Annotated in this window: 4 protein-coding genes, 1 pseudogene and 1 CRISPR repeat array; of the genes and pseudogenes, 4 read left to right on the top strand and 1 reads right to left on the bottom strand. The window is 70.7% G+C overall.

The window, feature by feature from the left end:
- Positions 1 to 95 precede the first annotated feature (95 nt).
- Positions 96 to 857: direct repeats of the CRISPR family, unit length 28 nt; unit sequence CTGCTCCCCGCGCATGCGGGGGTGATCC.
- Positions 858 to 1,017: 160 nt separating this feature from the next.
- Positions 1,018 to 2,652, top strand: a complete 1,635-nt coding sequence (locus tag AB0M52_RS29315; RefSeq protein WP_363960421.1) for a hypothetical protein — start codon at positions 1,018 to 1,020, stop codon at positions 2,650 to 2,652.
- On the opposite strand, the gene AB0M52_RS29310 is transcribed toward AB0M52_RS29315, so the two are convergent.
- Entirely contained in the window at positions 2,649 to 3,200 is a 552-nt protein-coding gene (locus AB0M52_RS29310) for a GNAT family N-acetyltransferase (protein ID WP_363960418.1), read from the bottom strand. The genes AB0M52_RS29315 and AB0M52_RS29310 overlap by 4 nt on opposite strands.
- A gap of 419 nt (positions 3,201 to 3,619) precedes the next feature.
- On the opposite strand from AB0M52_RS29310, the gene AB0M52_RS29305 reads away from it, so the two are divergent.
- The 3 genes and pseudogenes from AB0M52_RS29305 to AB0M52_RS29295 form a co-directional block, all read left to right on the top strand.
- Positions 3,620 to 4,708 carry an FAD-binding oxidoreductase gene (locus AB0M52_RS29305; protein ID WP_363960415.1) on the top strand — a complete coding sequence of 363 codons (1,089 nt, stop codon included), beginning with the start codon at positions 3,620 to 3,622 and terminating at the stop codon, positions 4,706 to 4,708.
- 1 nt (position 4,709) lies between these two features.
- Complete coding sequence (locus AB0M52_RS29300; protein WP_363960413.1) at positions 4,710 to 5,393, top strand: N-acetyltransferase; 684 nt, start codon at positions 4,710 to 4,712, stop codon at positions 5,391 to 5,393.
- Positions 5,381 to 5,728, top strand: a pseudogene (locus AB0M52_RS29295) (APC family permease); the annotation flags it as partial. The gene AB0M52_RS29300 and the pseudogene AB0M52_RS29295, both read left to right, overlap by 13 nt.
- Positions 5,729 to 5,821: the final 93 nt, after the last annotated feature.

Genomic DNA, 5,821 nt, shown 5'->3' with positions numbered 1-5,821 from the left:
TCTCAGCCCAGTCTTCCAATGCGATCACCCCTCCAGCCTCGGAGGGGTCAGTCCCAATCCGCCGCTAGAGGGTCAGTCTCAGCGCGTCGTCGACACTGCTCCCCGCGCATGCGGGGGTGATCCCCGGCCACCGTCGCGGACCACCGGAACGGCCGCCTGCTCCCCGCGCATGCGGGGGTGATCCGGTCGTCGCCGAGTACGCGACCGACAACCTCGGCTGCTCCCCGCGCATGCGGGGGTGATCCCTCGGGTCGGTCTTCCGCCCGGGCGTGTGTTCCCTGCTCCCCGCGCATGCGGGGGTGATCCCTTGAAGTCGTTACGGCGCGGCCGGTGGCCGGCCTGCTCCCCGCGCATGCGGGGGTGATCCCGACACGCCGGAGACGTTCCGAAACGGCCAGGTCTGCTCCCCGCGCATGCGGGGATGATCCGGCGGTGCAGCTGTGGGAGCAGGGCAACGACGGCTGCTCCCCGCGCATGCGGGGATGATCCGACCATCTTCATCCCGATGTCGATGTCGTCCATCTGCTCCCCGCGCATGCGGGGGTGATCCCAAAACGGAAGGGCATGACGGACCCCACGAATTCTGCTCCCCGCGCACTGCGGGGGTGATCCCTGGGCGTGCGGCCGGAGGTTGTTGACTCCTGGCTGCTCCCCGCGCATGCGGGGGTGATCCCGAGTGGGTGTCGATTCTGCAAGAGGCAGGCGTCTGCTCCCCGCGCATGCCGGGGTGATCCCGTGCGGGTGGGCCGGGCGACCTCGGCCAGGTTCTGCTCCCCGCGCACGCGGGGGTGATCCCGTGCGGGTGGGCCGGGCGACCTCGGCCAGGTTCTGCTCCCCGCGCACGCGGGGGTGATCCCTTGACCAACCTCACGCCGCGACATCCCGGAGGCTGCTCCCCACGCATGCGGTGAAGCGAACGCGATTTCCCCGTGTCGTGGGGAAGTTCCCTGCGGAAGGTCGAGTGCGTAACGTCGGGCCATAGGCGTCGATGGGTACGGCTGAATCGGAGATGGTGGGGTGTCCGAGGGAAGGTCAGAGAGCCTGCGTCAGCAGCAGGCGGCGCTGGCTGCCGAGTTGCGGTCGGCGGGGAAGACCTGGGTTGAGGCGGCCGAGATCTTCCGGACGAGGTTCCGGCTCAATCCCCGGGTGGCGTTGCGGGCGGTGCGGGGATGGAGCCAGGCGCAGGCGGCCGAGGAGTGGAATCGGCGCTGGCCCCACGAGCCCAAGACCTTCAAGAATTTCTCCTATTGGGAGATCTGGCCGGGCAGGAGTGGCCACTCGCCGTCACACGATAATCTGTCCCGTCTGGCCGAGATCTACGAATGCAGCGTCGCTGACCTGCTGGCCGACCTGCCGGATTTCCGTCACCTTGATTCCGCTGCCCGGACGTCCGTGGCGGTTTCCTCGGACTCGACCGGCGGCGTCACGAGTGGAATCATCGTGCCAGGTGAGGCAGAGACCCTGCTTCACGATCTGCTCGGTCGGCACCCCGGCATCGAGGCGAGTGTTCCGCCAACAGCGGACGCCACCGGCCTGTTCCACCGGCCCGAGGAGATCGACTTCGGGAAGCTGGCGCAGGTCATTGTCATGTGGATGCAACGGATGCCGCACTCCAGGGCCCGTAGGGACATGCTGGGCAAGCTGGCGGCTGCGTTGGCGGTTGCCGCCGCAGCGCCGCTGGCCGAGCTGCCGGGCGCGGCTGAGCACGCAAGCGCCGCGTCGGTGCCAGAGGTCAGCAGGTTCGATCCGGCGACGCTGGCGCATTGTGAGGCGATGATGCCCCACCTGCGGAAGCAGGGGGACGTGCTTGGGGCGGGTTCGACGTTGCCGAGCGCGCTGGCCTATCGGCGGATCGCCGAGCAGCAGGCGAGGGTTGCTCCGCCTGGTGCACCGCGTGACCGGGCGGTGGCGGCGTACGCCGAGCTGACCCAGTTGGCCGGGTGGCTGTGTTTCAACATGGGCAACTACAGCGCCGCTCAGCGGCTGTACGACGATGCGCGGGCCGCCGCACACGAGGCTCGGGCCGTCGAGTTGGTGACCTACGTCCTGTGCACGATGAGTCATTTGGCGACCTGGCAGGGTAAGCCTCGGGTGGGCATCGACCATGCGGTTGCCGCCGCTTCCTGGGCCGAGCAGAGCGGCAGCCCCTACGCCCGCGCCTACGCCGCCGATGTTGCCGTGCGCGCGTTGACCGCCGACGGACAGGCCGCACGGTCGCAGGAGTTCCTCGACCGCGAGTACGCCGCCCTTCAAGCGGCGGCGGCTGACGATGGTCCTCGCCAGTCGTGGTGGTACTTCTACGACGAGTCGTTCTACTGGAGCACCAGCGCCCAGAACGCACTGAAGTTCAGTCAGGCAGACACGGTTCTCGCCGCGACCGACAAGGCGCTGGGCCTCACCGACAAAGGCAACCTACACAACCGTTCGTTCCGGTTGCTTTATCGCGCCGAGGCGTTCGCCCGCCAGCAGAACCTCGGATTGGCCTGCCAGACCATCACCGAGGTGGTGGAGCTGACCTCGGTCAACTCCTCACGCCGTATCGAGCAGCGGGTACGGCAGCTGCGGAGCGGACTCGACCCATGGCGGCGCACTCGTGCCGTGCGGGAGCTTGACCAGGCGATCGCCGCCTACCGATCGCAGCCCGCCGGCTAGCGCAGCGGGCGGACGAACTTGACGTACTCGCGGTAGTAGGCCCCCGGCCGTCCCGGCACGGTGCCGACCCGCTGCCAACCCCACCGCTGGTAGAGCGCGTGGGTGGCGGTCGCCGCCGGGTTGGCCGACAGTGTGGCCCGCTCCTCGCGGCGGCTCCTCAAGAACTCATCGTGCAGCCCTCGCCCGACTCCCCTGCCCTGCCACGCCTTCCGTACCTCGATCTCGGCCAGCACGACCGTTCGCTCGCCACCGCGTTCGTCGGTGAAGCCCGGCTCGGGAGCCGGGTCGAGTCCAGCGAACCAATCCCGCTCCTGCGGCAAGCTGTAGCCGAAGACGAAGCCGACCAGCTCGTCACCCGCCCGAGCGATCACCAACTCGTAGTTGCGGGCAGGCAGCGCACCGGTAGCCCGGTCCCGAAAGGCATCGGTCTTGACGTTGGCGTCCTCGCCGGGCACTTCGCCGTAGGCGTCGGCGTAGACCTCACACAGCCTGTCCATCAGGCCGGCGGCAGTGTCGGCGTTCACCCGGGCGTACATCACGTCGGTCATGCCCATCACCATACGTTCCTGCTGTTTCCCAACATTCCCCGCAGCGTAGGGAGATTTGGGCCGTAACCGCGCCGATGGAACGTGCTCCCGCCACGACTCCACTGCGACGAGAAATTGCCCGCCGGACGAGGAAATTTGGGCTCAGCGATTCACCGTCCACTTGGGTGTTCTGACGCCGACATACAGCGAAGGGTGGATCTCGGCACGTGCATCAGCACATCGGGGACGAGAACACGACTACTCAGAATCATCCGGGTTCCTGAAATGCCGCACGAACAGCTCTGTCGAGAAGGGGAGACAACCGTGGTCGTTGTCCGGAGGCCGACGTGATGGCTGACTCGGGGTTGTCGTGGGTGGCTGTTCGTTGGGTGCATGAGCGGGCCAGCGATCATTTCTGGTCGTTCATGGAGGACCGCTCGGTGCGGTTTCTGCCGCACCGGTACGCGGCGATGTTCTTCACGACGCTCGGGCAGCTGATCGCGGGTCGGGACGATCCGGCGGGGCGGCGGGCGGCGCTGGCGGTGCTGGGGCGGATGTACCAGCGGTTCGGGCTCCAGCCGTATCACGACACCGCGATCAGTGCCGCGTTGGTGGACACGGTGAGCCGGTTCGCGGGTGCGGCGTGGGATCCGTCGTTGGCGGGGCCCTGGGAGCGGGGTTGTCGGCGCGCTTTGCGGGTGGTGGAGCGGGCGGCGGGAGTGGTCGGCGACGGGCCGCAGGTCATGGTCGGTGAGGTCGAGTCGCATACCGAGCCGGTTGCCGGGGTCGCGGTGGTGACGGTCCGGCCGGTGCGGCGGCTGCGGTTCCGGCCGGGGCAGGCGGTGCCGGTGGGTACGCCCCGGTTGCCCGGCGTGTGGCGGTGGTACTCCCCGGCGAACGCGCCTCGGCCGGACGGGAGGCTGGAATTCCACGTCCGCGCTGTCGCGCGGGGTGTGGTGTCGCCGCTGCTGGTCTCGGAGGTGACGCCGGGCGAGACGCTGTGGCTCGGGCCGCCGGCCGATGTGGGGCTGTCGCTGGCGGCGTCCGGTGGTGCCGATCTGCTGCTCGCGGCCGGTGGCACGGGGCTGGCGCCGCTGCGGGCGATGGTCGAGGAGGTCGCCGCGGCCCCCGGCGGACGGCGGGTCACCCTGGTGGTGGGGGCGCGCACCCTGTTCGACCTTTACGACGCGGTGGCGCTCGACAAGCTTCAGGACGCCCATCGGGGCTGGCTCACCATCGTGCCGACGTTCTCCGACGACCCGGCGGTGGACCCGGCCGCGCAGGGTGACCTGCTCACGGTGGCCCGCTACCACCACCGGCCGGGGCAGGCGTTCTTCGTCTGCGGGCCGCCGGCGCTGATCGAGGCGGCCCGGGTGCGGCTGCCCGCCACCGGGGTCGCCGCCGGGGACCTGCACCTGCCGGTCAGCTTCCAACGTGCACTGGACTCGGCCCGGTGGGGGCAACCGTCGCCCCGCCAGCCCGCGCCGCAGCGCGAACGGTGCACCGGCGACCGGTCGGCGGAGGCGTGACGTGCGACTTGTCGAGGGCACGGCCCGCCGGGCCACCGGCGACGATCTGCCCGCGTTGACCGTGCTCCTCGCCGCCGAACTGGCGGCGGGACGGGTGTCGGCGTGGCTGGTACCGGAGACGGCCCGCCGCCGGGCGGTGCTGGCCGCGTACGCCCGGTTCGTGCTGGCGCACGGGTTGGCGCACGGTCAGGTCGACACCACCGACGACCGCGCCGCCGTGGCGGTCTGGTACCCCCGGCTCGGTCCACCTTCGCCGCCGGCGGCGCTGCCGTTCGGGCTGCACCGGGCGCTCGGCCCGGACGCGGACCGGTTCGCCCTGCTGCACTCGTACGCCGACGCGGTGCACCCGCACACGCCGCATCACCAGCTCATCCAGCTCGCCGGTGACGAGCGCGCCGCAGGCGAGCTGCTGGCCGCCCAGCACCGGCTGCTGGACCCGCACGGGCTGCCGTCGTACGCCGATGTCGTCACCGACCGGCCCCGGGACGGCCTGCTCGCGCGGCTCGGCTACGCGCCGCGAACGCCGATCCGGCTCGACGGCGGTGGTCCGGTGCTGTGGCGGCTGTGGCGGACCGTGCCCGACGACGACCGCGACGGCGGCGTCATGCCCCGCCGGCTCCGCGTGCACCGCACCCCGGTACACCGACCCATTCAACGCCAGGAGGACACCTCATGCCGACCCTGACCAGCTCCGCGCACGTACCGGTGGCGCTGGCCCGCAGGACGCTCACCCCGTTCGGGTTGTGGGTGTTCGGGGCCGCCGCCTCGGCCCCGCTGGTGGTCCTCGCCGGCGGCATCCCCGCCACCTACGCGACCACCCGGGTGGTGGCCCTGCCGTTGACGTTCCTGCTGGTGGCGGGGGCGGTGGCGCTGCTCGCGGTGGGCTACACCGCGATGGCCCGGCAGGTCGGGCATCCGGCGGCCTACTACGGCATCGCCGCGCACGGCATGGGGCGCGGCGCGGGCGTGGCTGCCGGCCTGGTCGCCCTGGTCGCCTACAACGCCATCCAAACCAGCCTGGTGCGCCATGAGGCGCTGTGTGACCGGGTGGGGTGAGAGGACCCACCGCCGGGTTGTCGCAGCAACCTGGTGAAGCTGGCGGCAGCCTGACCC

It is taken from the genome of Micromonospora sp. NPDC051296, from assembly GCF_040682255.1.
Classification (GTDB): domain Bacteria; phylum Actinomycetota; class Actinomycetes; order Mycobacteriales; family Micromonosporaceae; genus Micromonospora; species Micromonospora craterilacus.
The sequence above is the reverse complement of the archived record's forward strand: the minus strand, read 5'-3'. Positions and strand labels throughout refer to the sequence as shown.

What these genes read in the sequence shown, in the direction of transcription:
- AB0M52_RS29310 (WP_363960418.1), bottom strand. Translation starts at nt 3,200, where the DNA reads ATGACCGACGTGATGTACGCCCGGGTGAACGCCGACACTGCCGCCGGC.